Below are 15,200 nucleotides of genomic sequence, written 5' to 3'. Positions count from 1 at the left end.
GCTTCAGGAAATCGCCGTGGATGCGCTGACGACTGACCGGGTACCGGATGAAAGCGGCTCGCTTGCGGACATTGCCGCACCCAATGCCATACCCCAGGACCTCTGGCCACAGCAGCTCGACACGGGTTGGCAATGCGTCAGCACGCCGGCCGGCGCATGCGCGTCGCCCGCCGACTTGCCCGCGCAGGGCTGGCTCGCCGCGCAAGTGCCCGGCACGGTGGCGAGCGCGCGCCGTGCCGTGGGCCTGCTGGACGCCGCGAATCCGCCGCCGCTCGCCTTCGACGACCACTGGTACCGGCTCACGCTGACAGGCACCGGCACACGCCGCTTGCGCCTGCACGGCCTCGCCACGCTCGCCGAAGTCTGGCTCGACGGCATCATGCGTCTCACGTCGGATTCGATGTTCATCGCGCACGATCTCGACATCGACCTGCACGGCAGCGCAACACTTGCGCTGTGCTTTCGCTCGCTGACGCCGGCGCTGGGGGCAAAGCGCTCACGCGCCCGCTGGCGGCCAAGGCTCGTTACACCATCCACCTTGCGCAACGTGCGCACCACCCTGCTCGGTCATATGCCGGGATGGTGTCCATCGGTGCAGGCAGTTGGCCCATGGCGTCCGATTGAAATGTTGAGCGACGCGCCGCACGCATTCGACACGATTGATCTGACAAGCCGGCTTGAAGACGAAGACGGCGTTGTTTCGTTAACGCTACGTTTCGCTCATCCGCATGACGTCGACACGTGCGACGCCTCGTTGAATTGCGGCGGCGTTGTTTCGTCTTTGCAATGGCGCGATGCATATACACTGACCGGCACCGTGCGTGTGCCACATGCCGAACGCTGGTGGCCGCACACGCACGGCGAGCCCACTTTATATCCTCTGGCGTTGCAGCTTGATGACGGACGCGCGATCTCCCAATCATTGGGACGGATCGGCTTTCGCAGCATCGAAGTCGATCGCGGCGTGGACGATGCGGGCTTCGCATTGCGCATAAATGGCACGCCGGTGTTTTGCCGCGGCGCCTGCTGGACCAGCGCGGATCTCGTCACGCTCACCGGTACCGAGGCGCAACTGCGCCATGCTTTCGCGCTCGCTCGCGATGCCGGAATGAACATGCTGCGGGTAGGCGGCACCATGGTGTACGAGTCCGACACCTTCTACTCGCTTGCTGACGAGTACGGCCTGCTCGTCTGGCAAGACTTCGCGTTGGCGAATTTCGACTACCCGAACGATGCCGCCTTCAGCGCGTCCATCGAGCGCGAAGCAACGCAATTTCTGACGCGCACGCGGCGCTTTGCATCGCTCGCGGTGCTGTGCGGCGGCAGCGAGGTCGACCAGCAGGCGGCCATGTTCGGCCTGCCCGCTTCGATGCGCGTGCAACCACTCTTTACTGAACAGTTACCGGCCATCGCCACGCGCGAGCGGTCCGATGTCCCATACGTGAGCAATTCGCCTTCGGGCGGCGCGTGGCCGTTTTCGACTAATGAGCGCATCACGCACTACTACGGCGTGGGCGCCTATCAACGCCCGCTCGACGACGTGCGCCGCTCGCAGGTACGTTTCGCCGCCGAATGCCTCGCGTTCGCCAATGTGCCCGACGACGCGACCTTGCACGACGCGCTGGGCACGATCCATCTGCATGATCCGCGCTGGAAAGCGGCCGTGCCGCGCGACCTCGGCGCCGGTTGGGATTTCGACGACGTGCGCGACCATTATCTTCAGACGCTTTACGGCGTCGAGCCGGCGCGCTTGCGTTACGAAGACCCCGAACGCTATCTGGATCTGTCGCGCGCGGTGGTCGCCGAGCTGATGGGCGACGTGTTCGCCGAATGGCGGCGCGCCGGCTCCACGTGCGGCGGCGCACTGGTCTGGCAGTTCCAGGATCTGCGCCCCGGTGCAGGCTGGGGCTTGATCGACGCCACAGGACGGCCTAAAAGCGCCCTGCACGGCCTCGCGCATACACTGCAACCCATCCAGCTGGTCATGACCGACGAAGGCCTCAACGGCCTCGATATTCATCTGCTGAACGAACGTGCTCAACCGTTGCTCGCGCAACTGGACCTGGTCTGCCTGCGCGACGGCAGCGTCAAGGTGGCGTCGGCCAGCCGCGCGGTCGAACTGGCGCCGCACAGCACGCAGCGTATCGGCGCGGCCGGGTTTCTCGGCCAGTTCTTCGATTTCACGCACGCATACCGCTTCGGCCCGCGTGCCCACGACGTAACGATTGCGACACTGCGCGACCCGGCGAGCGGCCGGATCGTGTCAGAGGCGGTTCATCTGCCGGAGCGGCGCGCAGACGTTCGTCACGACCTCGGCCTGACGGTCGGCGCCGAGCGCAACGCCGACGGCTGGCAACTGATCATCGAAGCGAAGCGCTTTGCGCGCTTCGTTCATATCATTGACACGCACTACTGCGCAGCGCACGACTGGTTCCATCTGCCGCCGAACCGCCCCTGCGTCGTGCCGCTCCTCCCCGTCGAACGATTCGTTGCGCGTGCATCTAACGCGGTGTTTAAAGCTGATGCAACATGTGAAGCACCCGCTGGCGAAGTGGGTGCGATCAATGCGATATCCGCCACCTTCTACGGTTGAATGTCGCCCCGGAACTAGCTATCCCTTCGCGAGGCGCGTAAAACCTCGCACTGCGCGAATTCATCTGTCTGATCTATTGAATCACTGTTGGTTTTTTTGCGACTTCTGATCCCCAAAAACGACATTGAGTACGACACCGTACACAACGTATGGAACACATCTGAATCAATTCCGGCACATACCGGACGGCTCCCAACAACGCCCGCACAAAGGCTATTGCAAACCTGAGACACACTCTGCAAAGGTACGCTCATCAGCCTCTAACTCAATCCGATCAAGGACTTGACTCGAATAGAAATACCCCGCGCAGGGGTCGTGCGTTAGGCAGGGGTTGTACAGAATTGAAACAAAAAGCCGCGTTTGGCTTCGCAGACGGCTAAGGCTTTGTTCGCTGCGCCGCACCAGCATTCGTTTTCCCCATGGCTGGCACGCTCCTCGCTAAAGAGAAAGCGCAACACCGCGTCGCCGCAAACACCTACAAGAACGGCGGTGGCGCACCAGGCCAATACGGGGCCGTTCCTGCTCATCCCTCGCTGCTCGCCAGGCAGCACGTTGTTTGATTAAGGGTGCAGGCATCGGATCAAAAAACACGAAGTCACGCTGCGCGCGGCTTCAGCGAGGACCGATCATGTTGACACTTCAATCAGATCTGCACGGTAACCATTTGCTCGGCGCATTGCCGTCCCACGAATGGCAGGCACTGGCCCCTCATCTCGAACTGGTTCATCTGCGCACCGAACAACTGCTGTGCGATTCGGGTCAACGCATCCATCACGTCTACTTCCCGACCACGGCGATCATCTCGATGCTCTCGACGATGGAAGACGGCAGCTCGGTCGAAATCGCCGCCGTCGGGCGCGAAGGCATGACCGGCGTGCCGGTACTCACGGGCGGCGAAACCATGCCGAACCGCGTGCAGGTGCAATGCGCCGGCTTCGCCTACCGGATGAGCGCACAGGCGCTCAAGCAGCAATTCGCACGCTCTGACTTCCTGCGCCGCCTGATGCTGCTGTACATGCACGCTCTGCTCACGCAAGTCGCGCAAACCGCGGCCTGCAATCGCCACCACGCGTTGAACAAGCAATTGTGCCGGTGGCTGCTGATCGAAGTGGACCGCGTGGCATCGAACGATCTGACGGTCACCCAGCAACTGATCGCCGACATGCTCGGCGTGCGCCGCGAAGGCATCACCGAAGCGGCCGGCAAGTTGCACGACGAGGGCCTGATTCATCACAGCCGCGGCCATATCAAGGTGCTCGATCGCAAAGGTCTCGAAGCTCGCGCCTGCGAATGCTACGGCCTCGTCAAACGCGAATTCGATCGCCTGCTGCCGCGCCTGCGCCAGGCTGAAACCGTCGAATAAACAGTCGGGCAAAGACTGCATCGTTCGATTACGGGGCAGATCATTATGTTCAGGAATACTGCGCGATGTATCGACGCACTCTTTGTGATCGCGGGCGGTCTGCTCGCTCATTGGATGCGTTTTTCGACGCCGATTGCGTTGTCGGACACCGAGCACCTTCTGATCGCCTTCAATTGCGTACTCGTGCTGCTGATGTTTCCCGGCTTCGGCGTTTATGAAACGTGGCGCGGCAAGGCGCTGGCTCCCATGCTGTTAAGAGTCGCCGCCGCATGGCTGGTCGTGGTCGCCACCGCTCTTGTACTGGCGTTCACGCTGCACCGCATGGATGCCGTTTCGCGCCTGTGGTTTGGTTACTCGACGTTGATCTCCGGCGTGCTGATCATCGTCACCAAGTGCCTCGTGCATGTGGCCTTGAGCAGCGTGCGCCGGCGTGGCATGAACTTCCGCACGGTGGCGATCGTCGGTGCGCCCGGTTTCTCGCGTACCTTGCTCGCGCATCTCGACCATGCACCACAAGCCGGCTTCAAACCGGTCTGCGTCTTCGACACCAGCATCGAAGCGGCTGACACGTACGGCGCGCGTCTCAAACGCCTGCCGGTGCTGACCGACCTGGATGCGTTCGCCGCCAAGGTACGCGAAGAGCACGTGAACGAAGTGTGGCTCGCGTTGCCGCTTTCAGAAGAACATACGATCTATCGCTTCACGCGTACCTTCAGACATGATTTCGTGAATCTGCGTTTCATACCCGATGTCCGCAGCCTCTCGCTGTTCAACCAAGCGCTGGTCGATGTCGTCGGTTTACCGACGCTCAATCTGAGCGCCACGCCTCTCTCGTCGCCGCAGATGTGGCCCAAGCTGATTTTCGACCGCCTGTTCGCGGCGGCCGCGCTGCTGGCGCTCGCGCCCGTGTTGATCGCGCTCGCGATCGGCATCAAGCTGGGGTCGCCCGGGCCCGTGTTCTTCCGCCAGACCCGCAAGGGTGTCGACGGCCAGCCGTTCGCGATCTACAAGTTCCGTTCGATGACCGTGCACCACGAAGCGCACGGCCAGCTCACGCAGGCCACGCGCCACGACACGCGCGTCACGAAGCTCGGCGGCTTCATGCGCCGCACCAGTCTCGACGAACTGCCGCAGTTTCTGAACGTGCTGCTCGGCCAGATGTCGGTGGTCGGCCCGCGTCCCCACGCGATCGAACACGACGATCTCTACAAGGATCAGGTGTACGGCTATATGAATCGCTACCGGATCAAGCCGGGCATTACCGGTTGGGCGCAGGTGAACGGCTATCGCGGCGCCACCACCAAGGTCGAAAAGATGGAGACGCGCGTCAAGTTCGATCTCTTCTATATCCACAACTGGTCGTTCTGGTTCGACATGAAGATCGTCTTCATCACGATTTTCAAGGGTTTCGTCGGCCGCAACGCATTCTGACCATGCCACTGCGGAAACCGTATGTGAAAGTCTCCGTGATCGTGCCGACGTACCGGCGCACTGCCGATCTCGCACGTTGCCTCGCGGCGCTCGATGCGCAGGAGCGCCGCGCCGACGAAGTGATCGTGATAGCACGTCACGACGACTACGCGACGCTCGACTGGTTGCGCACGCGCGAGGCGACCCGGCCCGACCCGCGCCGCTGGGTCGTGCTGGTACACAAGCCGGGCGTGGTCGCGGCCTACAACCTCGGCGTCGACAGCGCGAGCGGCGACGTGCTCTGCTTCACCGACGACGATGCCGCGCCGCATTCCGACTGGATCGCGCGGATCGCGCGCGCGTTCGAATGCGATCCGGCACTCGGCGGCCTCGGTGGACGCGACATCGTGCATGAACGCCATGGCATTCTGCAGGGGCGAAAGCCGCACGTGGGCCTCGTGCGCTGGTATGGCCGGACCATCGGCAATCACCATATCGGCCACGGCGCGGCACGCGAAGTCCAGGTGCTCAAGGGCATCAACATGGCGTTTCGCCGCGAGGCGATCGGCACGCTGCGCTTCGACTCCCGCTTGCGTGGTACCGACGCGCAGGTTCACTGCGAGATGGCCTTCAGTCTTGACGTGCAGCGGCGCGGCTGGACCCTGATTTACGACCCGTCGCTGCTGGTGGAGCACTTCCCGGCCCAGCGCAGCGGCGAAGACCAGCGCTTCACATTTAACGACGCTGCTTTCTATAACGCGTCATTCAATCTCCGACTCATCATGTGCGAATACCTGACGCCACCTGGCCGATGGGCGTTCGTCGTGTACTCGACGCTGATCGGCGACCGTGCGGACCCGGGGTTCCTGCGCGCATTGTCGTTGGCATTCGAGCGCGGCGGCGTGGCACTCGCGCTTCGCAAATGGCGAGTGGGTTTACGCGCAATGCGCGGGGCATGGCAGGAGGCGGCGCGCTGACCGATCAACGCGCTGCTTCACGCGAGGGACCACCAGAAGAACTATCAAAACAATTGCCGCAGGGCTCGCGGCCGCACCGCTATGTGCCTGAAGCGGGCGCGAGGCGCTCGTATCAGGCGACAATGCCGGCGAATAACATGCTGGCCACCCGTGTGGCGCGGAGGGAAACGAGGAGAAAGGCAGGAATGCTTGTGACCTGGCCAGACGAATGGCCAACTGAGTGGCAGTCACAGCGCCCAGCACAAAGCCGGCGCTGCGCCGCTCTTACAGAAACGCGCTGACGTCGGTATGAAAACGCAGGGCCAGCGCCTTCGCCACCTTTTTGCTGATGGAACGGCGCCCCGCGAGAATATCGCTCACCACGGTGGGCGATGCGATACCTATCAGATCCTTTTGCTTGAGCCCGTGCGTCTCCAGCAGATGACGCAACACTTCACGCGGCTCTGCTTTCGGGATCGTCACGTTGCTCGTTTCCCAGCTCTCTATCAGGTCGGTGACGATCGCAAACAGATCAGTCAGCGGATCCTCCTCGTTACCGTTCAGATGATCGGCGAGCGCGTTGGAGAGCCGCACCATCTTCTGATAGTCCTGCTCGTTGCGAATGGGCGTGATCGGCAACTGGGTTTGCAGTGCAGCCCAGGTTTGAGCGATGTCGGGAAAGGCTCCCGGAAGGCGATCGGCATTCATGAGTTTAAATTCTTCCTCGTCCAAAGGTCGTATTCCGCATACGTCAATACATGACGAACGAACAACGACTGCCTGTTGTAGTGAATCGCCGCGATGATCCGGAACCTGTTGCCGCTTACATTGAAAACGGTGTATTGCGGCGGCACGTAGTCCACGCCCGCGAACGTCTGCTTCAGGTCCGTTATAGCCATACGCGAGGCAAGCCTGCGCCAGTGCGTATCACGTCAACAACGCACTGCGCGCCTCCGGATGTTTCTTTATAAAGTCCAGCAACGCTTTCTTTGAAATGACCCGCATCGAATTTCCTCGCATGGTTTCGCGCACTGAACATGCACGCTCTACCTGCAAGGCTAATGGGACGGGATCGAGACCGATAGCCAGCCGGACGGCATAGACCGAACAGCCAGTTACGGCTTACTACGGCACAACAAAGTCAGTTTATTCGCATATGGCGAAGTTCGCAATATGCGAATAGATAGACAGTCGACCGCGTTTCCTGCCCTTTCGTGAACTCACGCCACCCGCAGACGCCAGCCTGATGCCGCAATCGTGCGCGTCACTTCGGCCATGAACGCCCGACGGAAAACCGCCGCGGAAAATCGTTCGGCATTCGCGCGGCATGCTACCGGCGTGATCTGCTCGCTCTGCCGTTCGAAGCAGTCGATCGCGTCGAGCATCGACACGACCGATTGGCGTGCGAAATACACGCCGGTAGGATGCGCCTCGCCGACCGGCACCACCGTTTCGAGCGCCCCGCCCTTGCCGAGTGCGATGACCGGGGTGCCGCAGGCCTGCGCTTCGAGCGCGACAATACCGAAGTCTTCCTCAGCGGCGCACACGAAGGCGCGCGCACGTTGCAGATGATCCTTGAGAACCTTGAACGGCTGATCACCGAGGATCGTTACGTTGGGACCGGCCTTGGCGCGAATCGCCGCCATTTCAGGCCCGTCACCGATCACGATCAGCTTGCGGTGCGGCGTTGCGGTAAAGGTTTCGACGATCAGATCGATGCGCTTGTAAGGCACCATCGGCGAGGCGGTCAGATAGAAGTCATCCTTGTGCGTGCACAGTTCGAAATTGTGCACGTCGACGGGCGGTGGAATCACCGCGGCATCGCGCCGGTACGTTTTCATCACGCGCCGCGCGACGAATTGTGAATTCGCGATCAGACGGTCGACGCTGTTCGCCGAATGCGAACCCCAGCCGCGCAGATAATGAAGCAACGCGCGCGCGGCCCATGACTTCGGCCCGCGCGTCAGGTTCGCTTCGCGCAAATACTGATGTTGCAGATCCCACGCGCAGCGCATGGGCGAATGCATGTAGCTCACGTGCCTCTGATCGGGGCCGATCAGCACCCCCTTGGCGACCGCATAGGAACTCGTGATGACGAGGTCGTAACCCGATAGATCGAACTGCTCGATGGCCAGCGGCATCAACGGCAGATAAGCGCGATAGTGCCGCCGCGCAAACGGCATGCGCTGGATAAACGATGTCGTGACGGGTTTGCCGCCGAGTGGCCTGCGGTCTTCGAGGAAATCGACGAGACTGAAAAGATCGGCATCGGGAAAGCACTCAATGATCTGTTCGAGCACCTTCTCGGCACCGCCGGGTGCGACGAGCCAGTCGTGCACGATCGCCACTTTCATGATCTCCCCGCCTATTAGTAAATGACCCTTGGTCTTAGCAACGAGTGTAAGTGCCGCATCATTTACTGTGCGTGCGTATGACCACATTCGACGCGCGACAGTCCGCGAATAATGATGACTCGCCATTCGCCTCTTGCGAACGGCGCGTTCAATCGCTTCGCCGGACCATGTGTGGCTCGCGGGTTTGTTCGGCCGTCTCGCGCCGTGGAAAGGTCAACACATTGCGTTCGAGGCAATGGCACGGCCGCCCGACGCGCACCTGGTGCTGGTCGGTGCGCCGCCATTCGGCGAGGACGCGTACGGGCAGCGCCTGCATGAGCAGGCCGAGTTTTCAGTGGATCAGTATGTGCTGCGGATGATGCCGGCGATCGGGCAAGCCGCGCGGTAAGGCTGGGTGACATTGGTTGGCGTAGGTCGACGCGAGCCCGCTGAAGCGGACCCGCTCACGCTCGCAAACGCGCGCTGATCAGCCCTTGCTGTATTCGATCGTCTCGACGCCCGTATCCGTGCCGAGCATGCACAGATTCGCGCCGCGGCCCGCGAAGAGGCCCACCGTCACCACGCCCGGCCACGCATTGACGTGCATTTCCAGCGTGCGCGGGTCGCTGATGCGCAGACCCTTGACGTCGATAATTTCGTTGCCGTTGTCGGTAATGAAGGGCACGCCTTCCTTGGTCACGCGCACCACCGGCACGCCGCCGAGCGCCGTCACGCGGCGGCCGATCGCGGTACGCGCCATCGGCACGACTTCGATCGGCAGCGGGAAGTTGCCGAGCGTGTCGACCAGCTTGCTCGCGTCGGCGATGCAGACGAACACGTCCGACACCGACGCGACGATTTTCTCGCGCGTCAGCGCGCCGCCGCCGCCCTTGATCATCGCGCCGCTGTGGTCGATCTCATCGGCGCCATCCACATACACGGGCAGCGAATCGATTTCGTTGAGATCGAGCACCTTGAAACCGTGCGATTGCAGACGCGCGGTGGTCGCGAGCGAGCTCGACACGGCGCCGCGGTAGCGGGTCTTGCTGGCGGCCAGCGCGTCGATGAAACAGTTCGCGGTGGAGCCGGTGCCGACGCCGATCACGGAGCCTTCCGGCACGTTGGCGTTCACATAGTCGGCGGCGGCCTGGCCGACCAGTTGCTTGAGTTCGTCTTGGGTCATGGGGAATGCAGGCGAGCAGTAAAAACCGCAAGTTTACCGGAGTGGCGGGCGAGCGCCGGATTTACCGGGCACCGCGACCGCCCAAATGGGCGCCGTGAGCGCCGGAACAGCCATTTTGCGTGGGACATGCGAGCCGGTCCTGCCGTAAGCATGGAGAGCCTGGCGAGCGGACCGGCGTCGACTGATGAAACGGATTTACTTCTTCTTCACTGAGCGCTGACGCACCGCCTCGAACAGACACACGCCGCTCGCCACGGAAACGTTCAGGCTCTCGACCGTACCTGCCATCGGAATCTGCATGACCATATCGCAGGTATCGCGCGTGAGGCGCCGCATTCCTTCGCCTTCGGCACCCATCACCAGCGCGACCGGACCGTCGAGCTCGGTCTCATAGAGGCTCTTGGTGGCTTCATCGGCGGTACCGACAATCCACACGCCCGCATCCTTCAACTCACGCAGCGCGCGCGCCAGATTCGTGACGGTGATGTACGGCACGGTGTCGGCCGCGCCGCTCGCCACCTTCGCGGCCGTCGCATTCAGACCCACCGCGCGGTCACGCGGCGCGATCACCGCGTGCGCGCCGGCCGCATCGGCCACGCGCAGGCAGGCGCCGAGATTGTGCGGATCGGTCACGCCGTCCAGCACCAGAATCAACGGCGAACCGTTGATGCCGTCAAGCAGTTCGGCCAGGTTCTGCGCGAGCGGCATGTCGGTCGCACGCGCGACCACGCCCTGGTGACGCTCGGTATGCGAGAGACCCCACAGACGCGTTTCGTCGGCGGCGATCAGACGCACGCCGGCTTCTTTCGCCGCGTGCAGGAATTCGGTCATGCGACGGTCTTTGCGCGTCGCGTCGTAATAGACCTCTTCGACCGTCGACGCGTCGTGCCGCATACGCGCGGTCACTGCGTGGAAACCGTATAGAACCTTGAGACGTGACATGACTGACAAACCTTTGATTGAGCACGCCTTGAACGCGCGCTGCTGTGATGAATACGAGCCTGCTTACTTTGTTGCCTGCGCTTTTGCGTGCGCATTTGCCTAGGTACCTGACCTGACTACGATGAAACGAAGACCGCGCGCAACCGGTACGTCTCAACGTACCCGATGCGCGCGGTTCAAGCCGTCATGCGACTTCAGCGCTTCTTGCGGGCCTGCGGTTTCGATGCCGACTTCGCCGGGGCGCCGCCGTGCTTCTTCGCCGCGCCGCGTGCTGCGCGCGCTTCCTTGACGGCCGCGGTTTGCGCCGGCGCAGCTTTCCTGCGCCGTCCACCCGTGCCTGCCGCCGCGCCGCCTGCCCCACCTTCCACCGGCGGCAACGAACGCACACGTGCACCACTGCTTTCGCCGGATGCCTTGTCGGCAAGCGCCGGACGATTCGTCGGCGGCTTGATCGGCGTATCGCGCACGAGGCGGAAGTCGATCTTGCGCGCGTCGAGATCGACGCGGCTCACCTGCACCCGCACGCGATCCGACAGGCGGTAGCGAATGCCGGTGCGCTCACCGCGCAACTCGTTCTTGATCTCGTCGTACTGGAAGTAATCCGAACCCAGTTCGGTGACGTGCACGAGGCCTTCGATAAAGAGCGAGTCGAGCTGCACGAAAATGCCGAACGACGTCACGCCGTTCACCATGCCGCCGTACTCTTCGCCGAGCTTGTCGCGCATGAAATAGCACTTGAGCCAGGCTTCGACGTCGCGCGAGGCTTCGTCGGCGCGACGTTCATTGGCCGAGCAATGCAGACCGAGCTCTTCCCAGATCGCCACGTTGTTCGCACGCTGCCGGCCGCGCTTTTCCTCGTCGGATTGCTGCATCGCGCGGGCGCGCGGCGACAGCGCCGTATTCAACTCGACGCCCTGCGGCGGCTCCGGCTGATACTTGCGGCCTTGCAAAACCGCGTAGATCGCGCGGTGCGTGAGCAGGTCGGGATAGCGGCGAATCGGGCTCGTGAAGTGCGCGTACGCCTCATACGCGAGACCGAAGTGGCCGATGTTGTCCGGACTGTAGACGGCCTGTTGCATCGAGCGCAGCAGCATGGTCTGCAACATCTGCGCGTCCGGCCGCTCCCGGATCTGCGCCATCAGCGCGGCGTAATCGCTTGCATGCGGCTTCTCGCCGCCGGTGAGCGTGAGGCCCATGCCGCGCAGGAAAGTGCGCAGATTCTCGAGCTTCTCGGCGGTCGGCCCGGCGTGCACGCGGTACAGACCCGGGTGCTTGTTGCGCTTGAGGAAGTCGGCCGCGCAGACGTTCGCGGCCAGCATGCATTCCTCGATCAGCTTGTGTGCGTCGTTGCGGGTGCGCGGAATGATCTGCTCGATCTTGCCCTGCGCATTGCAGACGATGTACGTCTCGGTCGTATCGAAGTCGATCGCGCCGCGCTTCTGACGCGCGGCGAACAGCGACTTGTAGACGCCATACAGATTCTGCAGTTGCGGCAGCAAGGCGGCGCGACGCGCGGCCTCCGGACCTTTGGTGTTCTTGAGCACCGCGGCCACTTCAGTGTAAGTGAGGCGCGCGGCCGAATTGATCACGCCCGGATAGAACTGATACGCCTTCACTTCGCCACGCGCGGTGACGATCATGTCGCACACCAGCACGCAACGGTCGACGTGCGGATTCAGCGAGCACAGACCGTTCGACAGCTTCTCCGGCAACATTGGAATCACGCGGCGCGGAAAGTACACCGAGGTGCTGCGCTCGAGCGCGTCGGCGTCCAGACCGCTCTTCGGATGCACGTAGTGCGAGACGTCCGCAATCGCGACAATCAGACGGAAGCCTTCGCCGCGACCGACCTGAACCGGCTCGCAATAGACTGCGTCGTCGAAGTCGCGGGCATCTTCACCGTCGATCGTGACGAGCGGTACATCGCGCAGATCGATCCGATGACGCGCGTCGACCGGACGGACTTCGTCGGGCAGCTTCGCGGCTTCGTCGAGCGCGGCCTGGCTGAATTCGTGCGGCACGCCGTACTTGCGCACCGCGATTTCGATTTCCATGCCGGGGTCGTCGATATCGCCGAGCACTTCCACCACGCGGCCGAGCGGCTGCGAATGACGGCTCGGGAAATCAGTCAGCTCGACCACCACCACCTGGCCGACCTTGGCCTTCTTGGTGTTCTGCGTGATCAGAATGTCGTGACCGATGCGTTTGTCTTCAGGCGCGACGATCAGCGCGCCGTTCTCGTTGAGCAGGCGGCCGATCACACGCTTGTTGGCGCGATCCGTAACTTCGACGACATGCCCTTCGGGCCTGCCACGGCGGTCATAGCCGACAATGCGCGCGAGCACGCGATCGTTGTGCATGACCTTCTGCATTTCGCCGGTGGGCAGGAACAGGTCGTCCTGGCCGTCGTCGCGAATGAGAAAACCGTAGCCGTCGCGATGGCCCTGTACGCGGCCCGCGACGAAGTTCGACGGATGGGTCAGCTGATAGAGATTGCGCTGATCGAGCCGGATCTGGCCGTCGCGCTCCATGGCGCCTAAGCGCTTGAAAAATCCTTCGCGCTCCTGGCGCTTGATCGACAGGGCTTCGGCGATGTCGTTCGCGGCAAGCGGCGCTTCACTCGTGCGCAGGACGCCCAGGATTTCTTCGCGGCTTGGGATCGGATACGGGAATTTGCTCAAGGGCTTGTCGATGATTTTTTCTCGTTGCATGGACGTCGGTCGGCGATGTGGCTCGGCTTAAGAAGCGTTCAGGTTGCGCTTAAGTTGCACTTGCGATTGCACTGGAATGACTGCTCGGGTCCGGCTCGTTCAAGTCTGAGTCCGACGGGCGTGTGCACCGTGCCAACGAACTACTGCGAGGCATTCTAACACCCGTCTTGCGCGCCACGCGGCCCGTCAATAGTCGCTGTGAGCCTTATGCAGGCTCGCTGCGGCGATGTTTAAGCGACTTTTGAGAAACGCTTGACAGCCCCGAATCTGTCGCTATAATGGCGTTCTTTGCTGTTCATCACCTGCCCAGGTGGCGAAATTGGTAGACGCACTAGGTTCAGGTCCTAGCGGTGGCAACACTGTGGAGGTTCGAGTCCTCTCTTGGGCACCAGATTCAAAAGTAAAGCCGCCAGATGTTTCACATCGGCGGCTTTACTTTTTGTGTGAGGCTATGTGATCCGATTCTGTTTTTTTAATCGGATTATGTAGTGAGCAAGACGGTTGGAGTCGACGTAAGTTGGCAGTGATTGAGCAGTGAAGTTTTGCTTCGCTGCATGACACAACCGGGCGATTGATGAAGCGATAGTTTGTTCGCATGTAGGGATTGACACGCTGCATCATCACGCTAAAATAGCGGTCTAGCTTGAAGACGTGCCCAGGTGGCGGAATTGGTAGACGCACTAGGTTCAGGTCCTAGCGGTGGCAACACCGTGGAGGTTCGAGTCCTCTCCTGGGCACCAACAGTTGTTCCGGCTTAGTTCCAACTCAAGCCGAAGAAGTCCGAGAAACCCCGTAAGATCAACATCTTACGGGGTTTTTTGTTGTCTACAGTTCCCGTGTGTTCCACTGGCATCGACGATTTTTGCGTATACACTTGCGTACACACGGAATCGAGGTGCCAGGCCATGCCCAAACGCGTCGAACCCAAGTCCGAAGTGGTGTTTCGCGTTGCCAACCCCCGCGAACACCCCTATCTGCTCACGGATGGGAATGGGCTCGCCTTACGCGTCTGGCCGGATGGAAGCAAGACCTGGCTGCTCCGCTACCGACGACCGGGCACGGGCACGGGCAAGGAGAACTTCCTCAGCCTCGGCCCCTACCCCGATATCACGCTCGTCGATGCGCGACGGTCCGCCACTACCGCACGCAATCTCGTACGCGAAGGCATCGATCCGGTTGTATATCGACAGGCCGAGTCCATCGCCCGCAAACGCGTGGCCGAAGGCGCCTTCCATCTCGTGGCCCAGCGCTGGCTCGACTTCAAACGCAAGGAATGGGCGGACGAAACTTACCGGAAGGCGGAGTTTGTCGTACGCGAATACCTGACTCCCGCACTCCGCAACAAGCCCATTTCGACGCTTGCCACGCCAGAGGTCAAGCCCGTACTGGCACACGCCAAGCGTGGCGATGCGCAAAAGGCCTACGACAGAACAACGTTTGACGACGATCGTCGCAGGGTCATGCAGGAGTGGGCCGACTATCTTGGTCGGCTATGCATGCCAACGACGGCTGCAGGATCAAGCAAGCGAACCTGAGCACCATATCCACTCGATCGTCAATCGGGGGGTGATCCCCCGCTGATGCGGCGTTTCCGCCCGGTCAGGCAGCGACGATACCGTCAGCGATACCGTCAGGCACTTTCCAATGCGATCCTGGCAGATCTTGCGCAAGCCATCCTCAACCTCGGCCGCACTTCCGACCGGAAAGCA

At 61.9% G+C, this 15,200-nt stretch carries 12 protein-coding genes and 2 tRNA genes; 8 read left to right on the top strand and 6 right to left on the bottom strand.

All coding sequences use genetic code 11. The features are described from left to right. Nucleotides 1-16: 16 nt before the first annotated feature. The 4 genes from KHO31_RS05585 (at nt 17) to KHO31_RS05570 (ending at nt 6,343) form a co-directional block, all read left to right on the top strand. Entirely contained in the window at nt 17-2,593 is a 2,577-nt protein-coding gene (locus tag KHO31_RS05585) for a glycoside hydrolase family 2 protein (RefSeq protein WP_201076253.1), read from the top strand. Between the two features lie 628 nt (nt 2,594-3,221). Next, on the top strand, nt 3,222-3,956 hold the full coding sequence (locus tag KHO31_RS05580; RefSeq protein ID WP_006048767.1) for a Crp/Fnr family transcriptional regulator: 735 nt from the start codon (nt 3,222-3,224) through the stop codon (nt 3,954-3,956). 45 nt (nt 3,957-4,001) lie between these two features. Next, on the top strand, nt 4,002-5,387 hold the full coding sequence (locus tag KHO31_RS05575; protein ID WP_201076254.1) for an undecaprenyl-phosphate glucose phosphotransferase: 1,386 nt from the start codon (nt 4,002-4,004) through the stop codon (nt 5,385-5,387). Between the two features lie 2 nt (nt 5,388-5,389). Continuing rightward, nucleotides 5,390-6,343, top strand: coding sequence for a glycosyltransferase family 2 protein (locus KHO31_RS05570; RefSeq protein ID WP_201085690.1), 954 nt, complete (start codon nt 5,390-5,392; stop codon nt 6,341-6,343). Nucleotides 6,344-6,607: 264 nt separating this feature from the next. On the opposite strand, the gene KHO31_RS05565 is transcribed toward KHO31_RS05570, so the two are convergent. The 3 genes from KHO31_RS05565 to KHO31_RS05555 form a co-directional block, all read right to left on the bottom strand. After that, a complete protein-coding gene (locus KHO31_RS05565) occupies nt 6,608-7,030 on the bottom strand; it encodes a helix-turn-helix domain-containing protein (RefSeq protein WP_201076468.1) in 423 nt (140 codons plus the stop codon). Beyond that, complete coding sequence (locus tag KHO31_RS39155; RefSeq protein WP_236061309.1) at nt 7,027-7,221, bottom strand: type II toxin-antitoxin system HigB family toxin; 195 nt, start codon at nt 7,219-7,221, stop codon at nt 7,027-7,029. The genes KHO31_RS05565 and KHO31_RS39155 overlap by 4 nt, the downstream gene beginning before the upstream one ends. A gap of 321 nt (nt 7,222-7,542) precedes the next feature. Beyond that, complete coding sequence (locus KHO31_RS05555; RefSeq protein WP_211619413.1) at nt 7,543-8,676, bottom strand: glycosyltransferase family 4 protein; 1,134 nt, start codon at nt 8,674-8,676, stop codon at nt 7,543-7,545. Between the two features lie 235 nt (nt 8,677-8,911). Between KHO31_RS05555 and KHO31_RS39150 the strand changes: the two genes are divergently transcribed. Then, nucleotides 8,912-9,064 (top strand): hypothetical protein, encoded by a 153-nt coding sequence (locus KHO31_RS39150; RefSeq protein WP_236061307.1) that lies wholly within the window; start codon nt 8,912-8,914, stop codon nt 9,062-9,064. A 78-nt stretch (nt 9,065-9,142) separates the two neighbouring features. Here the strand turns inward: KHO31_RS39150 and rpiA are convergent, their stop codons facing one another. The 3 genes from rpiA to rnr all read right to left on the bottom strand — a co-directional run bounded on the left by rpiA (nt 9,143) and on the right by rnr (nt 13,491). Beyond that, nucleotides 9,143-9,838 carry a ribose-5-phosphate isomerase RpiA gene (rpiA, locus tag KHO31_RS05545; protein ID WP_201076258.1) on the bottom strand — a complete coding sequence of 232 codons (696 nt, stop codon included), beginning with the start codon at nt 9,836-9,838 and terminating at the stop codon, nt 9,143-9,145. Between the two features lie 195 nt (nt 9,839-10,033). After that, complete coding sequence (rlmB, locus tag KHO31_RS05540; protein WP_201076260.1) at nt 10,034-10,780, bottom strand: 23S rRNA (guanosine(2251)-2'-O)-methyltransferase RlmB; 747 nt, start codon at nt 10,778-10,780, stop codon at nt 10,034-10,036. A 194-nt stretch (nt 10,781-10,974) separates the two neighbouring features. Further along, on the bottom strand, nt 10,975-13,491 hold the full coding sequence (rnr, locus tag KHO31_RS05535; RefSeq protein ID WP_201076262.1) for a ribonuclease R: 2,517 nt from the start codon (nt 13,489-13,491) through the stop codon (nt 10,975-10,977). A 304-nt stretch (nt 13,492-13,795) separates the two neighbouring features. Between rnr and KHO31_RS05530 the strand changes: the two genes are divergently transcribed. The 3 genes from KHO31_RS05530 to KHO31_RS05520 all read left to right on the top strand — a co-directional run bounded on the left by KHO31_RS05530 (nt 13,796) and on the right by KHO31_RS05520 (nt 15,026). After that, nucleotides 13,796-13,882, top strand: a tRNA-Leu gene (locus KHO31_RS05530). A 262-nt stretch (nt 13,883-14,144) separates the two neighbouring features. Continuing rightward, a tRNA-Leu gene (locus KHO31_RS05525) sits at nt 14,145-14,231 on the top strand. A gap of 165 nt (nt 14,232-14,396) precedes the next feature. Then, on the top strand, nt 14,397-15,026 hold the full coding sequence (locus KHO31_RS05520; RefSeq protein WP_211622872.1) for an integrase arm-type DNA-binding domain-containing protein: 630 nt from the start codon (nt 14,397-14,399) through the stop codon (nt 15,024-15,026). Nucleotides 15,027-15,200 lie beyond the last annotated feature (174 nt).

The organism is Paraburkholderia domus, assembly GCF_905220705.1.
Taxonomy (GTDB): Bacteria; Pseudomonadota; Gammaproteobacteria; order Burkholderiales; family Burkholderiaceae; genus Paraburkholderia; species Paraburkholderia domus.
This window is presented reverse-complemented; position numbering and strand designations above follow the sequence as displayed.

Coding starts and splice junctions, on each gene's coding strand:
- KHO31_RS05580 (WP_006048767.1), top strand. CDS start 3,222: ATGTTGACACTTCAATCAGATCTGCACGGTAACCATTTGCTCGGCGCA.
- KHO31_RS39155 (WP_236061309.1), bottom strand. CDS start 7,221: ATGGCTATAACGGACCTGAAGCAGACGTTCGCGGGCGTGGACTACGTG.
- KHO31_RS05565 (WP_201076468.1), bottom strand. CDS start 7,030: ATGAATGCCGATCGCCTTCCGGGAGCCTTTCCCGACATCGCTCAAACC.
- rnr (WP_201076262.1), bottom strand. CDS start 13,491: ATGCAACGAGAAAAAATCATCGACAAGCCCTTGAGCAAATTCCCGTAT.
- KHO31_RS05575 (WP_201076254.1), top strand. CDS start 4,002: ATGTTCAGGAATACTGCGCGATGTATCGACGCACTCTTTGTGATCGCG.
- KHO31_RS05570 (WP_201085690.1), top strand. CDS start 5,390: ATGCCACTGCGGAAACCGTATGTGAAAGTCTCCGTGATCGTGCCGACG.
- KHO31_RS05520 (WP_211622872.1), top strand. CDS start 14,397: ATGCCCAAACGCGTCGAACCCAAGTCCGAAGTGGTGTTTCGCGTTGCC.
- rpiA (WP_201076258.1), bottom strand. CDS start 9,838: ATGACCCAAGACGAACTCAAGCAACTGGTCGGCCAGGCCGCCGCCGAC.
- KHO31_RS05555 (WP_211619413.1), bottom strand. CDS start 8,676: ATGAAAGTGGCGATCGTGCACGACTGGCTCGTCGCACCCGGCGGTGCC.
- KHO31_RS39150 (WP_236061307.1), top strand. CDS start 8,912: ATGGCACGGCCGCCCGACGCGCACCTGGTGCTGGTCGGTGCGCCGCCA.
- rlmB (WP_201076260.1), bottom strand. CDS start 10,780: ATGTCACGTCTCAAGGTTCTATACGGTTTCCACGCAGTGACCGCGCGT.